Raw genomic sequence first — 18178 nt, forward strand, 5'->3', positions numbered from 1 at the left:
AACTCAGTAAGGTCTTTTAATTTCCAAAATGGTGTTGCCATTTGGAAATTTCTATAAACAAGCAGCAATTCTCATTATAAAAACCGATTTTTTGAAAGCCAGCCTACGGCTGGCTTTCAAAAAACCGATTTTTGTATTTCCAGCGCCTTTGGCGCTGGAAATACAAAAATCGGTTTCATAATGAGAATTGCTGATAAACAAGTCACAAAATATCTGCAAACCGCCCTTTAGTACATAATGGTAATAAGGGAGAGTAAGCGTGCGGTTGCGAAATTTGTCTCAAAATTAACGAAAGGCTATTTCGAGTACAAGTTTTGAGGAAAGTCCGGGCTTCCACGAAGATCAGGCTGCTGGATAACGCCCAGTGCGAGCGATCGTGAGGATAGTGCCACAGAAAAATACCGCCTGTTGTAGACATAGCGCGAAGCGCTATGTCTACAACAGGTAAGGGTGCAAAGGTGCGTTAAGAGCGCACCAGCAGAGTCGTGAGGCTCTGGCTCGGTAAACCCCAGTTGGAAGCAAGGCGAGAGGATACAAGTGTTGCGATCTTCAGTTGATCTTGTGTCCGTTACTTAATGGGGTTGCTTAGTGAAAGCTAGGCGATCGCAATTAAGTGTGTGCCGCATGAGGTATTTGGCAACAAATATCCCAGATAGATAACCGCTAAGGCAGTTGTTAAAACTCCTGAAACAGAACCCGGCTTATGTCTTACTCTTCCTATTAAAATTCTCCAAAGGCTAGAAATTACGACACTTCACGCTGTAAATCTGGTCTTTATAACAACAGTTTTTATTGTGCTTACGGCAAGAATAAAAACTCAAAAACTTACTGGGTTTGATTTTTGGATTTTCTAATGAGTATATGCCCATTAGAAAATCGCTAGCGGCTTATATATTTTTTGGTTTTGTGCCGTAGGTGGTCAAAAAACAAAAGGCAGATTTTAAGTTTTTTGATTGATATTAACCTTGAAGATCTGGTACATCTAGAATCTATATGAGATCGCTTGAATTGCAACCTTAAACTGCATTTGTTCTTACGAAACATTTTAACTAGAGTAATTAAACTATGGGAATTGCTCCCAACCATTCATCGTTGCTCCCTGAGACGACCCATCGCATATCTCGCAAGTGGTCTGGTAGAGCAGTTATAGGAATTACATTTGTCTGCTTGATTTCAACCCTCAGTATTCGTTTTTACTCTGAGCCACGCTTAGGAATCGGTACATTTATCGATCAAGATTTACGATCACCAAGAACGATTACTGCAACTGATATCGAGGCAACTAAACAAGCGAAAGAACTAGCTAAACAGCAAGTAATCCCGATCTATCGTAGCAATCCTGAGATAGATGCTAATGCCGTAAAGCATCTAGACGAACTTCTGCAAGTAGGCGACAACCTGCGAATATCATCTGGCAACTTACCTTACGTCGATCGCAAAATCCTCAATGATGACGTGCAACGATATTTTAGACGGATTTCTAATCTGGATTGGTCAGAGTTGCAAGACAGAGCCAATAAACTTGCTGCTAATGTCAATAATCAGGCTGCTATAGCTAGTTTTATCAATAGAGATAAAGAACCCCCGTCCGTAGCATTGGCTGAGCTAACTCTATACAAAATTAAGGCTCTTCCCGCCGACTACCAAAAGCTTATCAATACTGTGACCGATGTGCGCAAAGCTTATGCAATGACTCAAAAGAGAGCCGCAAAAGGTCCAGAGATGTTTCGCGATCGCCTCTTAGAAATGACCAATGAAGAATGGGAAACTTGCAAGAACCTGACGCGGCAAGCTTTGATCGATGTACAGTCCACAGGGCTTGTGGCTGGATTGCCCGATGATATGCTGCAAAAACGGTTAACTAACCTGAGCAATTTGCCAACCAATGAAGAACATCGATCTATGTCGATCGCTTTGCTCATTGCTACAGCCAAGCCAAATATGACAATTGACTATGTAGGTACAACCGAAAGAGCGATCAAAGCATCTGAATCGGTTCAGGCTCAAAGGATTTCACTGAAAGCGGGTGATTTAATCGTAAAAGGTGGGGAGAAAATTACTGAGCGACAATTCGTTATTTTAGACGAGCTAAAAATGACACAAAGGCAAGTCAATCTTAGTGGATTGATCTTGATGGTCGCAACTACAGCAATCTGCTTTGGCATATTTGGCTATGCCAATCAGCGATGGCAATATTTACTCAAAGTAAAATTACACATCAAAGATCTGTGGGCTCTTGGCATTATCTGTACTGGTAGTGTTCTCGCCACAGTGACTATGGCTCCTAACTTGATCGTATTTCTGCCATTAGCAAGTATTGGTCTAATCATTGGCAGCTTTTACAGCTCTCGCCTTGCGCTCCTAGTTACCAGTCTCACATCAAGCTTGCTTGCGATCGCGATTAGCCCTGACTTACTGGCACTCGCACCTATAATCATTGGCGCAATTGTCGCTGCGGCGATTACTAACCGCCCTCTCACGCGATCGCATCTTGCGGCAACAGGTTTACTTGTCGGCTTTTTACAAGCATCTGTATATATTGCGATCGCACTTATTGCAGGCTCGACTCCACTAGTCCTGATCGCGATTACCGCGCTTCAGTATGCATCGGGAGGACTAATTTCGGCGATCGTCGCTCTTGGTGCGATTCCCTATCTAGAGCATATTTCTTACGCATTAACCCCTTTTCGTCTTGCCGAACTAGCCAACCTCGATCGCCCTTTATTGCGTCGTCTAGTCACAGAAACTCCTGGAACTTTTCAACACACTTTATTTGTGGCAAACCTCGCTGAAGCTGCCGCCCGTGAACTGGGAGCCGATACCGCCTTAGTGCGAACAGGTACGCTCTATCACGATATTGGCAAAACCCTCAGACCTGAATATTTTATCGAAAATCAAATGGGGCAGCCTAACCCCCATGACCTACTTAACGATCCTTGGGAAAGTGCCAAAATTGTTAAGGAGCATGTTTTAGGCGGCATCAAACTAGCCCAGAAATATCACCTTCCTGAAATGCTGCAAGCGTTTATTCCAGAGCATCAAGGCACAATCACGATTAGCTATTTTTATTGCCAAGCTCAAAAGCGATCGGATCATGTAGTTGAGGAAGATTTTCGCTATGTCGGACCAATCCCTCAATCTCGCGAGACAGGAGTTGTCATGCTAGCTGATGCCTGTGAAGCTGCCTTGCGATCGCTTGGTACAGAAACAACCCTCGAAGCCGCCAAAAAGCTTCTCATGCGAATTTTTCAAGCTCGATGGGATGACGGTCAACTCAAAGATTGCTCTTTGTCTTGGGAAGATTTAGATCGGATTGCTCCTGTATTTATCAAGGTCTGGCAAGAGCGCAACCATGGCAGGATTAAATATCCACACCTAGCAGACAAACTTGATCCTTCAGGCTCAGCTTTACCCGATCATCTTTGTAAGCCAAAAGATTCAGTAACAGCACAAGTTCAGACAGCAATATCAAAAACTATTGCTTTGAAATAGGTACTTTCACAATATAAAACCCAAAAACCTATACAGACCGCTACGCGGTCTGTATAGGTTTTTGGGTTTTATATTTAATTACGCCGATGTACTTAAAAACACTTAGAAGAAATATAAATAAAAAACATCTTTATATTTTCTTAATCATTAAAACGTTTGATTTGATTCTATAAACTCCCCAAGAAGATTGTTATGAAAGCATTACAGTAATCAGTTAAGACATTATTAAGTTTATATTTTATTTGGGATCGCTAAAATGCTTCCTAAGTAAGGATTAGAGCATGCTTAGACTCCTATTACCACCCTGCATAATTGAACTAATTAATAAATCGTTTTCAATAAATTTTTGGCAAAGCCAAATTAAAATATATGAACACTTCAGGCAACTCAGTTCCAGCTTGTCGATTGTGTCAGCACTACAATCCTGAAGGAAGAAGGGGCGGGTTTTGTGGGAAATTGGATGTTCCTGTCAGCCCTGCATGGGAAGCTTGTAGCCTAGCAGCCCATCCCTTTGAGCCATCTTGGCAACCTACAAATGATTATAGTTCTCTGCTGCATAAATCCTTTCCTGATTCAATCCCTCTAACGCAAGAACAAAGCTTAGAACTACAAGAAATTAATATGCGATCGCTCAGTTTCACATAGTATTTAGAATACTGAATCGATCCTAATAGAAATCACAAATAATTTATCTGTCAAACTAAAAATTAAAGTTAGATATTTTACTTACTCTATTAATAATTCCAATTTAAAAATAAGCCTTTCATAGAAGTATAGTAATCCTAAATCTCTGGAAGGCTGTAACCAAAGGCGCTATGAAACCAATCTTTAATAATGAGAATTGCTGGATGCTAGGCATAGCAATCTCAATAATATGCAATTCATAGTAAATTTACATGTGATAATCTTAATTAATTGAGAATTTGCAAGTCTTATTGAGATAGGGGAAACGTGTTAGCAAGGGTTTGGAGCGCAGCAATCTTAGGTATCGATGCCATCCAAGTGGGTGTAGAAGTAGACGTATCAGGAGGATTGCCTGGGATTACCTTGGTGGGATTACCCGATACCGCAGTTCAAGAAAGCCGAGAGCGGGTTAAGGCAGCAATCAAAAACGCTGGCTTCGCTTTTCCCATGCGCAAGATTGTGATTAACCTCACACCTGCCGATCTGCGTAAAGAAGGTCCCATCTTTGATTTACCAATTAGCATTGGCATTTTAGCTGCCTCCGAACAGGTCGATCCACAGTTGTTAGGCGATCACTTGTTCTTAGGTGAGGTTTCCCTTGACGGTTCACTTCGCCCTGTTTCTGGCGTATTACCGATCGCTGCCGCCGCTCAGCGCTTAGGAATGATTGGGATTATTGTGCCGAAGGAAAACGCGCAAGAAGCAGCCTTAGTTAAAGGACTTGCTGTGTATGGATTACAAAGTATTACTGAGGTGGGGGATTTCTTAGCCAATCCTGACAAATATCCGCCAGTAATTGCCAATCCCGACCTGAAATGGCATGAAAGTGAATTTAAACTAGATCTTAAAGATGTTAAAGGTCAACATCAGGCTCGTCGCGCTCTGGAAATCGCCGCCGCAGGCGGACATAATCTGATTTTCGTTGGGCCCCCTGGCTCTGGCAAAACTCTATTAGCAAGACGCTTACCCAGCATTTTGCCCAATATGAACTTTGATGAAGCTCTAGAAGTGACCAGAATTCACTCTGTGGCTGGCTTGTTAAAAGGTAAAGGAATGGTAAGCGATCGCCCATTTCGTAGTCCTCACCATTCCGCTTCTGGCCCCTCACTAGTTGGTGGCGGAAGTTTCCCGCGACCTGGGGAGATCACCCTAGCAACAAATGGCATCCTTTTTCTGGACGAGCTAACAGAGTTTAAGCGAGACGTATTAGAATTTTTGAGACAACCATTAGAAGATGGATTTGTGAGCATTTCCCGCACTCGCCAATCGGTAACCTTCCCAGCCCAATTTACACTCGTCGCAAGTACAAACCCTTGCCAGTGCGGTTATTACGGTGATTCAGTGCAGCCTTGCACTTGTACGCCACGCCAGCGTGAACAATATTGGGCAAAATTATCGGGACCGCTAATGGATCGAATCGACTTACAGGTAACTGTGGCAAGATTGAAGCCTGAGGAGATGACGCGATCGTCCGAGGGGGAAAACTCTAGTGCTGTTAAGGAAAGAGTACAAACATCCCGCAAAATCCAACAAAATCGATTTCAACAGGAAGCAAGAGTAAACTGTAATGCTCAGATGCAATCAAGACATTTACGCCAATGGTGTGAACTAGATAACCCTTCCCGAGACTTATTAGAAGCCGCAATTAAACGTTTAGGTTTATCAGCTCGTGCGACTGATCGCATTCTCAAGGTATCCCGCACGATCGCCGATCTAGCCAATGCCGAAAATATTCAAGTAGTTCATGTTGCTGAAGCAGTCCAATATCGCACCCTTGATCGGGTCACCTAGATAATGCATAGAATTTAACTTCAGTTTGAATCACTTCTAGTCATGAGGGCGATTTTGAGGTTTTCAGCGCCTGCAGTGCTGAAAAAAAGATTTGCAAAGCCAATCTTACATAATGAGAATTACTGGTCAGTTCGGGTTAGGCTTGATAGTCTACAAGCGAGAAAGCAAAAGTCTCACTATGTGAGGATTTTGCTTTCTCGCTCGCAGAAAGAGGGTATTAAATTATCCCGAACTCATGTAATTAAGATGATTTAAAAAATTATTTTTGGTTTAATGCGAGAGCAAAGCCCTATACATGCTATTTTGTGTCTTGACTTTCGGCTCTACACTTAATCTCATTATCGGAGAAGACTAAAATATGAACAGTTTAATAAATAATTAAGCGCTAACTTAGAATTGTAAGATGGGCAAAGCAAAATGCCAATCATATTAACCTTAATATATTTGTTTGGTGATTTGCTAGTGGAAGAATCCTATCGGGGCATTCATGTATGAGTACAGTTCTGGTGGTTGAAGACAGCGTGACACAAAGAGAAATGATTGAGGACTTACTCAAGGGTAGTGGCTTAACCGTTAAGACAGCAGGTGATGGTGTGGAAGCACTGGAGCAAATGCAAGGCAATTGTCCAGACATAGTGGTTATGGACATTGTCATGCCTCGCATGAATGGCTATGAGTTATGTCGTCGTATTAAAACCGATCCCAAAACCGAGCGCGTTCCTGTCGTAATGTGTTCATCTAAGGGTGAAGAGTTTGATCGCTATTGGGGAATGAAGCAGGGTGCTGATGCCTATATAGCTAAGCCATTTCAGCCTCAAGAGCTAGTTGGTACTGTTAAGCAGTTACTGAGAAAAGCTTAAGAATTTCACGAAGAATGCTAAAAGTGTAGACAATTATTGATTATTTAATGGCTGTTGGTTAACATCAATACCTTAATACTTTCTCAATATTCTAAATGTTTGTTTTTTAAAACTTGAAGACATTAAAAATTTGCTATTTTGCAAGGTAGAGATCCTCAAATTATGGTAGGAAACCAAGAATTCTTCCCTGGCATCGGACAAGATCAGGCAACGGACTTTGATCAAGGTATCGAGGCTCCAGAAGGTGAGCTGCACTTAAGATTTTTTGTGGCTTCTGGAATTGAGTTTGCTTTACCTGCAATTGGAGTTAGTCAAGTTTTGGAATATGCTCCAGATAAGATTAACCCGATGCCCAATGTCTCCCCCCTACTGCTTGGTACAGTCAATATTCGGGGTAGAGTAGTTTGGGTAGGCGATCTCGGTCAGTTTTTGGGAGAGACTCCTCCCGTTAATACAGATCGCGCAGAAATTTCGATCATTGCGATCGAGGATCAGGGCATGATGTTAGGTTTAGCGGTAGAACAAATTGGCGTAATGGCTTGGCTTGATTCTTCACAACTTAATGTCTCAAGAAATAGCTCTGACAGTATGGCTCCGTTCATCAAAGGTGAGTGGATAATGGAAGACAGCGATCCCCTAAAGCTGCTAGATCAAGTTAATATTTTACGATCGGCAAGGTGGGCATCCTAGACATAGTAATTTCAAGATGATTTCGCGCAAAAGGCAGAGATTTTAGGGATTTTAGGAGAAAGCACATGGCATCAAGTACACAATACCAAAAAGAATACGAAAAGGCTTCCTTAGCCTACATGCAAGGAGACTACAGCCAAGCTGGTAAATTGACTCAGGAGCTGGTTAAAGTCTGCCCTAGCGACCCTATGTATCGCCTTCTTCATGCCCATATAAATCTCGCCTTAGAGCGCTATCAAGACTCAATTGGTGAATATGAGACTGTTTTACATTTGACTGACGACAACTCTATTTTAGAATATGCCCATAGCGGTATTGCTGCAGCTAAAGAAAGACTAGATCTTAACGATGATAGCTACGGTCTAGGAAATATGGGCAGCGAAGTAGATGAGTTTAGTAATAAGCAATACGCCTACGAAGATAATAGCTATAACCAATCGAATTTCAATACGCAAGGATCTTGGTCTACTGATGATAGTGGTGGTCAAAGTACTGGCTCAAGTCGTATTGACGATTTTGATTTTGAAGATTTTAGTTCTGATACTTCGATGAATGGCTCTAGTCAGTATAGCTATGGTGCGGAGACTCAACTTACAGGTGGGGCAAGTTTTAACTCTGGTTACAAACCTAGTGGTACTTCAGGCAATATGAATGCAGATACTGATGTTGTCTTTATGGATGAGTTTGATGATTTTGATGACATTAGTGAATCATCTTTTTCTAATTCATTTGGAGACTCAGAAGCAACGCAGATGGTCTCAGACCGATCTATGTCAGATTTTGGCAATCAAGACTTTACGACTTCGGGACGCTCAAATACGACATCATTAGCCAATCAAGACATGCCCACGGCACGATTTAATCAATCGGAAAATGAGGCTGAGTTGTTTGGGTTAGGGACAATTAATACACCAGCTGGCACAAAGAGAGCAGGAGCCGATGTTGTAGCCGAAGCCTCTGATCAGGGTGGTCTATTTTCTCCTTTTGACAATATGCCGCTCAAGACCAAAAACGCGATCACCGCGATCGCCGCAGGGGTTGTCGCTATGGTTGCCGCAGGAGTGGTTACGAACTTTGCAACTGGTTCGATCTCAGATAAAGCAACAAGGGAACAAGTCAGAAATACTGGCTGGATGATGGGTGGAGCCGCATCTTTGGCAAGTGGGGCGATCGCTTGGGGACTAGGCAAACGCTCATCTCGGCTGATAGATCAATCGACGGCAAACTTACAAGCTCAGTTTGAGGCAGTAATTCGTGGCGATATGAGTCCTCGAGCTTCAGTTTATAGCGAAGATGAGTTTGGTAGACTCGCGACAAGCTTTAACCAAATGATTCAGTCGATTGTGTCTAATACCACCGAAGCCCAGCGCAAAGCCGCAGAGCAAGAACAAGCCAAAGAAGATTTACAACGTCAGGTAATCCGATTACTTGATGACGTAGAAGGCGCAGCAAGAGGCGATTTGACTGTACAGGCGGAGGTTACCGCCGACGTACTTGGCGCAGTTGCTGACTCCTTTAACCTCACCATTCAAAACCTACGCGAAATTGTTAACCAAGTAAAAATAGCGGCGCGTCAGGTAAACGAAAGTTCCCGCGAGAATGAAGCATTTGCCCGTAGTTTGTCATCGGATGCGCTACGACAAGCCGAAGAGTTAAGCGTTACCTTAAACTCAGTGCAAATGATGACTGAATCGATTCAACGGGTAGCTGAAAGTGCGCGCGAAGCCGATCAGGTCGCTAAACTCGCATCCGAAACAGCAATCAAGGGCGGCGATGCAGTAGAACGTACGGTTGCAGGTATTCTGGACATTCGCGAAACGGTTGCAGAAACTACGCGCAAGGTTAAGCGCCTTGGAGAGTCTTCACAAGAAATTTCTAAGATTGTTGGTTTGATTTCTCAGATTGCTTCCCGTACCAACTTACTCGCACTCAACGCTAGTATTGAAGCAGCAAGAGCGGGTGATGCAGGACGAGGTTTTGCGATCGTTGCCGATGAAGTTCGTCAGCTCGCAGATCGCGCCGCCAAAGCCTCGAAAGAAATCGAACAGATCGTATTGCAAATTCAGAGTGAAACCAGTAACGTGCAACAAGCGATGGAAGTAGGTACACAACAAGTTATTGACGGTACAAAACGCGCTGAACAAGCACGTCAATCACTCACAGACATTATCCAAGTTTCCCATCGTATTGAAACTTTGGTACTATCGATTACAGAAGATACAGTCAAGCAAACCGAGACTTCAAGGACGGTATCGCAGGTTATGCAGTCAGTTGAATTGTCAGCCCAAGAAACTTCGCAAGAGTCTCAAAGGGTGTCAGCATCGCTCCAAAATCTGGTGGGTGTGGCTCGCAGCCTCCAAGATTCTGTGGAACGATTCCGTGTTGATGCGGGTGATAAAACAACGGGAGTTCGTTAGGATTATTACCTCTAGCTATACTACTCACACCCTAATCTTTGAGAGGATTCTGTCATGAACTCGGAACAACAACAGCAAAGGATCATGGGCTACTTCATTGAAGAAGCTCGCGAACATCTTCAGACGATTGAGCAAGGAGTATTAAACTTGCAAGATGTCCTAAATGATTCGGAATCAGTTAATGAGCTTTTTCGAGCAGCTCATTCAATTAAAGGTGGCGCTGCAATGTTAGGAGTAGGCAGCATTCAGCATGTTGCCCATAGATTAGAAGATTTTTTCAAAATCCTCAAAGAAAATCCACAAATGACTGTCGATGAGCGGTTAAAAAGCCTATTACTAGCGGGATTTGATCCACTTTCAGAGCTTTTGGATGAATTGCAAGGCGGCTACAAAATATCTAATGAGTTAACAATTGAAACAAATAACCGAGTTAAGCCTGTCTTTGCTGAGCTGGAGTCGTACCTAAATCAGTTAGTCTCAGATACTGATGGTGAGATATCTACTGATACATTTAGACAACCAGAAGAGAGCATTCCTCAACCACAAGAGTTAGTCCTTTCTCAACAGTCAATATTTCAGCAAGAAGTCACAACCAAAATGCGAGACATGCTGCAATTGTTTCGAGCGACAGATAATGCAGAGAGTCGATCGCAGTTACAAGCAGTTTGCAATTACTTTCAAGAAATTGGCAACAACTTTGATTTACGGAATTGGACTAATTTAGTCACTCAAATTAAAAATGCGATCGCTCAGTCTAGCAATTCATACCGTACCCTCGCACCTATTTTGATTCGAGAGTTAAAAGAAGCTCAGGATCTAGTACTGGTAAATCGGGAATTAGAAATCGCTGTGTCATTACAACTGCAAAATCTCTTGCCCTATCGATTTTCGGAGCCAGAGGAGGATGAAGTTAGTACAATCTTCACTACTGCGTCTGGGAATATTGGCGAAGATTCAAATGTAGATAATTTTGCTATTTCCGATACATCCATTACATCCATCGATAGAGATCTAGATTTAAATCCAGATGTAGATATCGATCTATTTGCTGATCAGGTCAATGAAGAAATATTTGATTTGCCTGATACCCGTAAAAATCAAGTCGATCAAATGGATTGGATGGATGGCGAATATGAAATCACTGAGAATCAACATATAGATGGACCAAAAGTCGGTGCTTCAGAGTTGAAATCTTTAGCAATTCTATTTGAAAATGATGACATTGATTTTGATGCTGCATGGGAAGATATCGAATCCAATGAAACGAATATAGCAAACCATGGATCCCCTGAGACTTCTGACAGCCATGATGAGTTTGCCGATCTCCTTGACAATAATTCTGACAACAACAATGATGTAACAGTTCCAAACTTAAGCGGTGGAGAATCTACTATCGATCAACTATTTGGTGAATTTTCTGACCAAGATTTAGTAACCGAAGAAAATATTAGTTCTCTATTCCCAGATGATCTTGATGATTCATGGGGAGAAATTCCTGATGGTATTTCGGAAATCAGTCCCGAGATTATTCCTGAAAGGGAACAAGCAAATCTAGACAGCTTGTTTATAGAAGATTTTGTGACTGACGAGTCTCTAGACAATCAATTTGCTCTTGATTTAGGGATGGATATTGTTGAGCAAATTAGTGTTGAGCAAGTAGATGATTCGCTTTCAATTGAGAATCAGTTTAATGATATTGACATCAATGAAATCGATGTTGAGGAGAATAGCTTTTCTGAATTACCATCTCAAGCAGAAACTACTGAACAGTCTATAGATATTGGACTGACTGACACAGACGAGTCTCAGCCTCTCTCTAGTGAAGAATATTTTGCCGCGATCGCAAGAGCAGAAAATGAGATTGCTGGTGATGATGACGATAGTCCTAGCGACCCCTTTGCCTTAACTTTTTCAGAAGAGGGAATGAATTTGCTTGACGACCCATTTGCGATCGAGGGAAGTCTTGACGCAGTCTTGTTAGAATCATCTCCTAGCCTTGTTAATGAAGAAGCCATCAATGCTGATGTAGATGATTTCTTTGAAGATGCAGAAAAAATTGTATCTAACGATTATTCAGAGTCAATTTTCAGGAATAGCGACTCTGATGGCATTGATACGACTGGATTAAATGTATTTGATGAGCTAGGGTTTGACAATGATGAATTTGATGAAGCATCTCAAGGAGTTGTGGAATCATCAGGATTTGCATCAGTCATTACAGATGCAAATCCTAATGATTTCTTGACATTTACAACTGGCTCCTCAGATGTTTCTGATAATTTAGACCTTATTAATGAAAGCATTGAATTTATAGAAGCGCCAATCCCTGTAATCAATAATGCTGAATTAGATGACAGTTTCTATACTTCGTCATTAGATGAAGCGACCTCAAACTTTGCTGGTTTTACTGAAGACAACGAAACAAATAGTGCAATTAATGATGCTGATGATCTTGCTGACTTCTTTGCGGAGCCTTCAGATGTAGAAGATATTTCTGATGCGATCGCTAATGACTTCGATGATGAATTTGCTAGTACTGATGATTTAGGTGCTTTCTTTGCAGAGTCTGACGAACCTGCAATTGCTAGCGATATCAGTAATAATTATGTTGATAGCTTTGATCGGAAATTTAGCAATACTGACGATTTAGGCGATTTCTTTGCCGCTTCTGTGGAGCCTGAAGTTTCTGTTGAGGTAAATGACGAATTGGAGGCTTTCACTGATCGCGCAGATATTACTGAGGAATCGGATGACTTCTTTAGTGATTCAGAAGAACCTGAAATTATTTCTAATAATATCAGCGATGGTTATATCGATAGTTTTGAACAAGAATTCACTAATACTGAAAATCTAGGAGATTTCTTCGCAGCTTCAGATGAGCCTGAAATTTTTAATGATATCCCTGATAGTATTGAACCTACTTATGAATTCGACAACACCGAATCTTTAGGTGAGTTCTTTAATACTTCCGAAGATTCTGAAATTGATTCTAGTGATAATAGTGAACTAGATGATTATACTAATATTATTAATAACACTGATAATTTAGGTAATTTCTTTGATGAAGTAGAAGAGTTCCATAGTCTAACAGAAAATATTTCAAATGAGGATTCTGACAAATTTGAGGCTAATCTAACCAATAGCGATCAGTTCGATAGTGTAGTTGATAGATCTGAAGAAGAGCAAGAATCATTTATTGATTTTGATTCTCCTCAAAATATCAACTCCGATTTCTTGTCAATGGTAGATGAAGATATTTCTGAAGCAAATCCTTCAAATTTGGCAGGAGAATTTTTTCAGCAAATCAACTCTTCAGACGACTCAAATCTAGATGGCTTATTTACTAATGCTGAAGAAGAAGATTTAACCGTATTAGAGAATGAAATCAACTTTGATCAAGCAACTTCATTAACTCAATCCGATGACATCAATGATTTGACAAGTATGTTAGACGACAACTTGCAAGATGAGAGTCTAAAAACGATGGAATCGGGGCTGACAAATATCCAAGCAGATCTAAATCTTGAAAATAATGATGCATCGGCAAAGACCACAATTGCTAATTTGGCGGATTTCTTCCAAGTTGATGATGATTCGGAATTTAATAATTTGTTGCAAAATTCTGAGGAAGAATTGGCAAGCTCCAATCTAACCGATGATACACCTCTCGATTTTGGCGAATTTAATGAATTTGCTGACTTAGATAGAGACATTTCCGAATCGGGATTTCCTCTCATCCAAGCCCCAGAAACAAAAAAACTAGAACCTGAGCAGCAATTGCAAACTGATGAACTAAATGGGATTGATGACAACTTCGACTTCGATGATTTAGAAGCGATGATTGGCAGTTCTAGTAATATGCAAAATGATATTAATGGGGTAAGTAATAGAACATTCGACGATCAGATCACAGCAACTGTTATCAACGATCATATATCAGCAGATTCCAATGACATGAATTTTGATGAATTGGAAGCTCTCCTAGGTGATAGTAACAGCTTTGACGATGCTGAAAAAACGAAGAAGGCAACTGATGAGTTTGATGAGTTAGAGAACATGCTTCAGACAGCTTTTGCGAAAGATGTTGGGCCGATAAAAACTAAAACTCCTACACGTCAACCCGCAAACACTCGCAAGCCAAGGCTAACAGACTCAACCATGCGTGTTGATGTAAAGTACCTTGATAGCCTTAATAACCTCGTTGGAGAACTGGTTGTAAACCGCAATCTTTTGGAACAAGATCAGGAAAGATTGCAACAGTTTATTACAAACCTATTGCATCAAGTGCAGTTATTAAGTGATGTATCTCAGAGAATGCGCGATCAATATGATCGCTCTTTGCTAGAAGCTTCTCTAACCGCAGGGCGTGGTGGACGATCCTCCTATAGCTTTGATAGTCCATCACAATTAAGTGATGGTTCAAACTCAAATAGTTCAGTGACCAATGACTTTGAAGGAATTGAGTTTGATCGCTACAACACTTTCCACGTTCTATCGCAAGAGATTATCGAGTTAATTGTCCGAGTTCGTGAATCTGCCTCTGACATAGAGTTTGTAGTTGGTGAGACAGATCAGGTGACACGTCAACTAGGAACGATTACCACCCAAGTTCAAGACGATCTTAAACAATCTCGCATGGTGCCCTTCGCGCAAATTGCCGATCGCTTGCCTAGAGGTATTCGCGATCGCGCTCTCAAAACTGGCAAACAAGCAGAGTTAGAAATATTTGGACGAGAGACGCTGATCGACAAGGCCATTTTGGAGCAGCTTACCGATCCGCTTACACACCTTGTAAATAATGCGATCGATCACGGCTTGGAAGATCCCTCCACTCGCCAAGCGGCTGGTAAGTCAGCAACTGGAAGATTGACGGTACGAGCATATCATCAAGGTAACCAGACCGTAATCTCTATCAGCGATGATGGTGCTGGGATCAGTACCGACAAAGTTAAGAAAAGCGCTGTTTCTAAGGGAGTGCGATCGCAATCTGAAGTTGATCGTCTCAATGAAACTGAAGTTTATGCTTTGCTATTTGAAGCGGGATTTAGTACTGCTGCTCAAGCCGATGAATTTAAAGGTCGCGGCGTTGGTCTAGACGTGGTGAAAACCTGCCTTGATGATATTCGCGGAGTAATTATTGTGGAATCGGTAGTAGGTAAGGGCACGACCTTTACAATTCGCTTACCGCTGACTCTGAGTATTTCTAAGGCAATGTTTTGTATTAGCGATCGCGCTCGAATTGCTTTCCCCGTCGATGGTTTCGAGGATATGGTGGAAGTTCCTCAAAGCCAGATCATTCTCAATGAGAAAGGACAGCCATGTTTGCCTTGGCGCGATACAGTTTTGCCATTCCAACATTTATCTAATTTGCTTTCCTATAGCCGCCACCTCAGCCGTAGCAGTATCTATGGTAAGCAGGAAAACGATGAACTTTGCATTATTATTCTCCGTAATGACACTAGTTATCTTGCCCTACAGGTCGATCAATTCCTTGGTGAATACGAAATCGTAATCAAACAACTAGAGGGACCAATTCCTCAGCCATCGGGAATTGCGGGTGCAACAGTATTAGGGGACGGTCGTGTCATGGCGATCGCGAACGTGTTGGAGTTATTCGACATCGCTAGTGGCAGATTGCGTCCTTCAACTTCAGGTATGACTATTCAGCCAATAGTCGAAGAAGATGTTGCTGCCGATCCAACGGTGCTAATTGTCGATGACTCGATCACGGTACGTGAGTTACTGTCGTTGACATTCGCGAAAGTAGGCTATCGCGTCGAACAGGCAAAAGATGGTCAGGATGCATGGGAAAAACTCCGTGCTGGGCTGCCATGTGACATGATCTTCTGCGATATTGAGATGCCACGGATGGATGGATTAGATCTGCTATCGAGACTCCAAAAGGATTCTCGACTCAAAGATATTCCTGTGGCGATGTTAACTTCACGAGGAGCCGATCGCCACCGTCAGTCAGCAATTCAGCTTGGCGCAAAGGGCTACTTCACTAAGCCATATCTTGAAGAAGAATTACTGAGTGCCTCGAAACGTCTTTTAGCTGGAGAGACTTTGCCTATCTAACTATTTAAGAATGTGCAAAGCACATTCTTAAATCAAGAAAAAACTATGCTGCTGAGTCTCAAAATCGAAAATTTTGCCCTGATTGATCGCTTAGAGCTTGAGCTATATGCAGGTCTAAATATTCTCACAGGCGAAACAGGAGCAGGCAAATCAATTGTCCTCGACGCTCTAGATGCTGCACTTGGAGGCAAGGTATCAGCGCGAATGTTACGAACTGGAGCAGAACGCGCTAATATCGAAGCTACTTTTTCGACTAATCAAGCGATCGCCCAGTGGCTAGAGATTCAAGAAATTGATGCTCTCGATGCTGAAACGCTGATTTGTAGTCGCGAAATTACGGCGCGGAGCAATCGCACCCGCATTAATGGCGTGGTTGTAAATAAGCAACAGATTCAAGAATTGCGCGATCGCCTTGTCGAGATTACTGCCCAAGGGCAGACAATCTTGCTGAGCCAAGCTGCTCAACAGAGGGAATGGCTAGATAGTTTTGGCGATCAAGCTTTTAATCAGGCTTTGTTATCGCAACGCCAAAAAGTCGCAAAATTATTTGAGATAAAAGAGCGATCGCGCAAAGCTTTATTTGATCGCCAACAAAATGAGCGCAATCGATTGCAGCATTTGGACATGTTGCGCTATCAATTAAAAGAACTTGAAGCCGCGAATTTAGATGATCCCGATGAGTTAGACAATCTCGAAAGCGATCGCAATCGGTTAGCCCATAGTGTGGAACTGCAAAAGCAAGGCTATGCCGTGTATGAAGCGCTTTATCAGAATGATGGTGGTAATGCCTGTGCGGATTTGTTAGGACAAGCAGAGGCTATTCTCACGGAAATGGCAACACTCGATCGCGAAGTTGAGAGCCTTCTCGAATTAGTTTCTAGCGCCCTTGCTCAAGTCGAAGAAGCGGGGCGACAGATCAATAATTATGCTAATCGTCTTGATTCTGATCCTGAACAGCTAGAATCGATCGAGCAACGAATTAATCAAATCAAACAAATCTGCCGTAAATATGGCACGCTTCCCGAAGCGATCGCCTATACCGAAAAGCTCCAACTTGAACTCGCTGAACTAACCGATCAAAGTATTTCCATTGAAGATTTGGAACGCAAAGCATCGGCTGATTTACAGGCTTTACTAAAGAGTTGTAAAAAACTAACGGAATTACGTCGGCAAACTGCGATCGCCCTCGAACAAGTGCAAATCGATGCTCTAAAAATGCTTGCCATGGAAAAAGTCCGCTTTCAAGTCGGTATTTATCCGACTGAACCAACAGCACTAGGTAGCGATCTCATTGTCTTTGAGTTTAGCCCTAATCTTGGAGAGCCTTTGCAACCTCTTGCTGAAACTGCTTCAGGCGGTGAAATGAGCCGATTTTTATTGGCGCTTAAAACTTGTTTTGTGAAACAGAAAAACCAAGAATCTCAACCGATATCTTCGGAGTTTAATCATGCGAATGTCGGCACAATGGTATTTGATGAAATTGACGCAGGGGTATCAGGTCGAGTTGCGCAAGCGATCGCTACCCAACTTTGGCAACTGAGCCGAAGTTCTCAAGTCCTTTGTGTGACTCATCAGCCATTAATTGCGGCGATCGCTGATCGGCATTTCCATGTCAGCAAGCTGGTAATCGGCGATCGAACTCAAGTGCAAATCCGTCTCTTAGAATTAGAAGCGCGTAAACAGGAGCTTGCTCAGATTGCTTCAGGAATGACAGTTGAGGAAGGGAAAGAAGGGAAAGAAGGAAAAAAGAAAAAGGAAAAAGGAAAAAGTTTGGATAAGGAGAGTGTTAGTAGTACGGTGTCTCAGGCGATCGCGTTTGCTGAGTCTTTACTGGAGCAGGCTGCGGCGATCAAGGCTAGCAGCTAATAAGCCCTGCACTCAAGTGCGGGCTAAGAGCTAAAGTCATCTGAAGATGACTAAGAAACCATTTACTTGCGCTCAAACCCAAACCAAGAAATTTTAAAAAAATTTCTTGTGGTTCTTTTGCTCGAGAATTGCTGTAAGAATTACTTGCGGCTAAAAGCCCTAAGAAACCATTTAAGAATTACTTTCTACGGTCAAAAGCCCTAATAGATCCCCCTCAATCCCCCTTAAAAAGCAGGGCTGTTTCAAGAATGAATAGGGAAACAATAAAAGCAAATTATAGCCATAAGAAAAGAATATAGT

General features: G+C 42.2%; 9 protein-coding genes and 1 other RNA gene. All 10 read left to right on the forward strand.

The window, feature by feature from the left end:
- The first annotated feature begins 28 nt into the window (after window positions 1-28).
- Window positions 29-181 carry a hypothetical protein gene (locus APA_RS22510; protein ID WP_201324466.1) on the forward strand — a complete coding sequence of 51 codons (153 nt, stop codon included), beginning with the start codon at window positions 29-31 and terminating at the stop codon, window positions 179-181.
- Between the two features lie 68 nt (window positions 182-249).
- Window positions 250-720: RNase P RNA component class A (rnpB, locus tag APA_RS22515), an RNA gene on the forward strand.
- A gap of 345 nt (window positions 721-1065) precedes the next feature.
- Complete coding sequence (locus tag APA_RS22520) at window positions 1066-3492, forward strand: HD family phosphohydrolase (protein ID WP_201324467.1); 2427 nt, start codon at window positions 1066-1068, stop codon at window positions 3490-3492.
- A gap of 369 nt (window positions 3493-3861) precedes the next feature.
- Window positions 3862-4137 (forward strand): hypothetical protein, encoded by a 276-nt coding sequence (locus APA_RS22525; protein ID WP_201324468.1) that lies wholly within the window; start codon window positions 3862-3864, stop codon window positions 4135-4137.
- Between the two features lie 306 nt (window positions 4138-4443).
- The gene (locus APA_RS22530) at window positions 4444-5967 is read left to right on the forward strand and encodes a YifB family Mg chelatase-like AAA ATPase (RefSeq protein ID WP_201324469.1); all 1524 of its coding nucleotides are present in this window, start codon (window positions 4444-4446) and stop codon (window positions 5965-5967) included.
- Between the two features lie 491 nt (window positions 5968-6458).
- Window positions 6459-6827: a response regulator transcription factor gene (locus tag APA_RS22535; protein ID WP_094532768.1), complete on the forward strand. Its 369-nt coding sequence runs from the start codon at window positions 6459-6461 to the stop codon at window positions 6825-6827.
- Between the two features lie 162 nt (window positions 6828-6989).
- Window positions 6990-7517: a chemotaxis protein CheW gene (locus tag APA_RS22540; RefSeq protein WP_201324470.1), complete on the forward strand. Its 528-nt coding sequence runs from the start codon at window positions 6990-6992 to the stop codon at window positions 7515-7517.
- A gap of 65 nt (window positions 7518-7582) precedes the next feature.
- Window positions 7583-9934: a HAMP domain-containing methyl-accepting chemotaxis protein gene (locus APA_RS22545; RefSeq protein ID WP_201324471.1), complete on the forward strand. Its 2352-nt coding sequence runs from the start codon at window positions 7583-7585 to the stop codon at window positions 9932-9934.
- Window positions 9935-9988: 54 nt separating this feature from the next.
- A complete protein-coding gene (locus APA_RS22550; RefSeq protein ID WP_201324472.1) occupies window positions 9989-16012 on the forward strand; it encodes a hybrid sensor histidine kinase/response regulator in 6024 nt (2007 codons plus the stop codon).
- A gap of 45 nt (window positions 16013-16057) precedes the next feature.
- A complete protein-coding gene (gene recN, locus APA_RS22555; RefSeq protein ID WP_201324473.1) occupies window positions 16058-17878 on the forward strand; it encodes a DNA repair protein RecN in 1821 nt (606 codons plus the stop codon).
- Window positions 17879-18178 lie beyond the last annotated feature (300 nt).

This window comes from Pseudanabaena sp. lw0831 (genome assembly GCF_016584665.1).
Lineage (GTDB): Bacteria > Cyanobacteriota > Cyanobacteriia > Pseudanabaenales > Pseudanabaenaceae > Pseudanabaena.

What these genes read in the sequence shown, in the direction of transcription:
- APA_RS22540 (WP_201324470.1), top strand. Translation starts at nt 6,990, where the DNA reads ATGGTAGGAAACCAAGAATTCTTCCCTGGCATCGGACAAGATCAGGCA.
- APA_RS22520 (WP_201324467.1), top strand. Translation starts at nt 1,066, where the DNA reads ATGGGAATTGCTCCCAACCATTCATCGTTGCTCCCTGAGACGACCCAT.
- recN (WP_201324473.1), top strand. Translation starts at nt 16,058, where the DNA reads ATGCTGCTGAGTCTCAAAATCGAAAATTTTGCCCTGATTGATCGCTTA.
- APA_RS22545 (WP_201324471.1), top strand. Translation starts at nt 7,583, where the DNA reads ATGGCATCAAGTACACAATACCAAAAAGAATACGAAAAGGCTTCCTTA.
- APA_RS22535 (WP_094532768.1), top strand. Translation starts at nt 6,459, where the DNA reads ATGAGTACAGTTCTGGTGGTTGAAGACAGCGTGACACAAAGAGAAATG.
- APA_RS22525 (WP_201324468.1), top strand. Translation starts at nt 3,862, where the DNA reads ATGAACACTTCAGGCAACTCAGTTCCAGCTTGTCGATTGTGTCAGCAC.
- APA_RS22510 (WP_201324466.1), top strand. Translation starts at nt 29, where the DNA reads ATGGTGTTGCCATTTGGAAATTTCTATAAACAAGCAGCAATTCTCATT.
- APA_RS22550 (WP_201324472.1), top strand. Translation starts at nt 9,989, where the DNA reads ATGAACTCGGAACAACAACAGCAAAGGATCATGGGCTACTTCATTGAA.